Annotated in this window: 3 protein-coding genes; all 3 read left to right on the top strand. The window is 67.6% G+C overall.

Features of this window, described 5'->3' with window-relative positions:
* A partial coding sequence (gene kdpB, locus ACIPIA_RS12555) for a potassium-transporting ATPase subunit KdpB (protein WP_400510001.1) occupies window positions 1-2,042 on the top strand: 2,042 nt, incomplete at its 5' end.
* A 13-nt stretch (window positions 2,043-2,055) separates the two neighbouring features.
* Complete coding sequence (gene kdpC / locus ACIPIA_RS12550) at window positions 2,056-2,625, top strand: potassium-transporting ATPase subunit KdpC (RefSeq protein WP_400509999.1); 570 nt, start codon at window positions 2,056-2,058, stop codon at window positions 2,623-2,625.
* Window positions 2,626-2,691: 66 nt separating this feature from the next.
* A partial coding sequence (locus tag ACIPIA_RS12545; RefSeq protein ID WP_465246958.1) for a histidine kinase occupies window positions 2,692-3,459 on the top strand: 768 nt, incomplete at its 3' end.

Below are 3,459 nucleotides of genomic sequence, written 5' to 3'. Positions count from 1 at the left end.
CAAGGTCCGGCAGCATCCTCGATGCCCGCATCCTCGTCCCGGCGCTCGGCGGCGCCTTCCGCAAGCTCGATCCGCGCAGCCTTGCCAAGAACCCGGTGATGTTCGTCGTCGCCGTGGTCTCGGCGCTGACCACGATCCTCCTGCTGCGCGACTGGCTCGCCGGTGCCGCCCATCTCGGCTTCTCCTTCCAGATCGTGCTCTGGCTCTGGTTCACGGTGCTGTTCGCCAACTTCGCCGAAGCCGTCGCCGAAGGTCGCGGCAAGGCGCAGGCGGATTCGCTGCGCAAGACGCGCTCGGAGACGCAGGCCAAGCTGCTCGGCGGGACCGATCGCAGCAAGTTCACGCTGGTGCCCGGGCCCAGCCTCAAGCTCAACGACGTCGTGCTGGTCGAGGCCGGCGACATCATCCCCTCCGATGGCGAGGTGATCGAAGGCATCGCCTCGGTCAACGAAGCGGCGATCACCGGCGAATCCGCGCCGGTCATCCGCGAATCCGGCGGCGACCGCTCGGCCGTCACCGGCGGTACGCAGGTGCTGTCGGACTGGATCAGGGTCCGTATCACCGCCACCGCGGGCTCGACCTTCATCGACCGCATGATCGCGCTGGTCGAAGGTGCGGAGCGGCAGAAGACGCCGAACGAGATCGCGCTCAACATCCTGCTCGCGGGCATGACGCTGATCTTCGTGCTGGCGACGGCGACGATCCCGAGCTTCGCCAGCTATGCCGGCGGCGCCATTCCCGTCATCGTCCTCGTCGCGCTTTTCGTGACGCTGATCCCGACCACGATCGGCGCGCTGCTCTCGGCCATCGGCATCGCGGGCATGGATCGCCTGGTGCGGTTCAACGTGCTCGCCATGTCCGGCCGTGCCGTCGAGGCTGCCGGCGACGTCGACACGCTGCTGCTCGACAAGACCGGCACGATCACGCTCGGCAACCGCCAGGCGACCGCCTTCAAGCCGGTGCGGGGCGTGAACGAGCTTGAGCTTGCGGACGCAGCCCAGCTCGCCTCGCTCGCCGACGAGACGCCGGAAGGCCGCTCGATCGTCGTGCTCGCCAAGGAGCAGCATGGCATCCGGGCGCGCGACCTCGTCGGCCTCAATGCCCATTTCGTGCCCTTCACCGCGCAGAGCCGGATGAGCGGCGTCGATCACGACGGCTCCAGCATCCGCAAGGGCGCGGTCGATGCGGTGCTCGCCCATATCCGCGAGAGCGGCGGCGACAGCGAGGCGGCGCGCGAGGTGCAGGCCATCGCCGAGGAGATCGCCAAGGCCGGCGGGACGCCGCTTGCTGTGGCCCGCGATGGCAAGCTGCTCGGCGTCATCCAGCTCAAGGACATCGTCAAGGGCGGCATCCGAGAGCGCTTCGTCGAGCTGCGCCGGATGGGCATCCGCACGGTGATGATCACCGGCGACAACCCGATGACCGCGGCCGCCATCGCAGCCGAGGCCGGCGTCGACGATTTCCTCGCCCAGGCGACGCCCGAGAACAAGCTCGCGCTGATCCGCGAGGAGCAGGGCAAGGGCAAACTCGTCGCGATGTGCGGCGACGGCACCAACGACGCGCCGGCGCTCGCCCAGGCCGATGTCGGCGTGGCGATGAACACGGGCACGGTGGCGGCGCGCGAGGCCGGCAACATGGTCGATCTCGACAGCGACCCGACCAAGCTCATCGAGATCGTCGAGATCGGCAAGCAGTTGCTGATGACGCGTGGCGCGCTGACGACCTTCTCGATCGCCAACGACATCGCGAAGTATTTCGCCATCATCCCGGCGATGTTCATCGCTTTCTATCCGCAGCTCGGCGCGCTGAACTTCATGCAGCTCGCCACGCCGCAGAGCGCGATCCTCTCCGCCATCATCTTCAACGCGCTGATCATCGTCGCGCTGATCCCGCTCGCGCTGCACGGTGTGAAGTATCGCCCGGTCGGCGCCGGCGCGCTGCTCTCACGCAACCTGCTGGTCTACGGCCTCGGCGGCATCATCGTCCCGTTCATCGGCATCAAGGCGATCGACATGGCCGTCACGGCCGTCGGCCTGATCTGAAGGATCTGAAACCATGTTGAAGCAACTTCGCCCCGCGATCGTGATGATCGTCGCGCTCACCGCCATCACCGGTATCGCCTATCCGCTGGCGATGACCGGGGTCGCCCAGGCGCTGTTCCCCCGCCAGGCCAATGGCAGCCTGATCGAAAAGGACGGCAAGGTGATCGGATCCGAGCTGATCGGTCAGTCCTTCGCCGGCGAACGCTATTTCCATGGCAGGCCCTCGGCGGCCGGCGACGGGTACAATGCCACGAGCTCCGGCGGCTCGAATCTCGGCCCGACCAACCCCAAGCTGGTCGAGCGCATCAAGGGCGACGTGGCGACGCTGAAGCAGGAGAATCCGCAGGCCGCCGTGCCGATGGATTTGGTGACGACCTCCGGCAGCGGGCTCGACCCGCATGTCTCGCCGGAAGCCGCCTATTTCCAGGTGCCGCGCGTCGCCCGGGCCCGCGGCCTGAGCGAGGCGGATCTGCGCAGCCTCGTCGCCGGCCATGTCGAAGGACGCCAGCTCGGCATCCTCGGCGAGCCTGTCGTCAACGTGCTGAAGCTGAACCTCGCCCTCGATGCGGCGACAGCGAAATAACGCTAAGAAGTGCGCGGCGGCCGGAGCGATCCCGTCGCCGCGCCGTTTGAGGACCCATCCCACGCCATGCCGGACGAGCTTCGCACCGAGCCGCCAAGGCCGTCTCCGGACGCGCTGCTGGAACAGGTCCGCAGCGAAACGCGCGGAAAGCTGAAGATCTTCCTCGGCGCCGCCCCGGGGGTCGGAAAGACCTACGAGATGCTGCTCGCCGGGCGGGCGCGCCGGGCGGAGGGCATCGACGTCGTCATCGGTGTCGTCGAGACGCATGGCCGCCGCGAGACACAGGCGCTGATCGAAGGCTACGAGGTGGTGCCGCGAAGCCAGGTCGCCTATCGCGGCCAGAGCGTCGACGAGATGGATCTCGACGCGGTCCTGGCAAGGCGGCCGCAGCTCGTCCTCGTCGACGAACTCGCCCATACCAACGCCCAGGGCAGTCGCCATCCCAAACGCTATCTCGACGTGCTCGAGCTGATCGACCGCGGCATCGACGTCTACACGACGCTCAACATCCAGCATGTCGAAAGCCTCAACGACGTCGTCGCGCAGATCACGCGGGTTCGCGTACGCGAGACGGTGCCGGACTCGATCATCGACCGCGCCGACGCGATCGAGATCATCGACCTCACGCCCGAGGACCTGATCAAGCGGCTGAACGAGGGCAAGGTCTACCTGCCGGAGACCGCCAGACGGGCGGTGTCGAACTATTTCTCGCCGGGCAACCTGACGGCGTTGCGCGAGCTGGCGCTGAGGCGCACGGCGCAGCGGGTCGACGAGCAGCTGCTGAGCCATATGCAGGCGCATGCCATCCCCGGCCCCTGGGCAGCCGGCGATCGA

This window comes from Allobosea sp. CER48, from assembly GCF_044752385.1.
In the GTDB taxonomy this organism is placed as follows: domain Bacteria; phylum Pseudomonadota; class Alphaproteobacteria; order Rhizobiales; family Beijerinckiaceae; genus Allobosea.
This window is presented reverse-complemented; position numbering and strand designations above follow the sequence as displayed.

Coding starts and splice junctions, on each gene's coding strand:
- kdpC (WP_400509999.1), top strand. CDS start 2,056: ATGTTGAAGCAACTTCGCCCCGCGATCGTGATGATCGTCGCGCTCACC.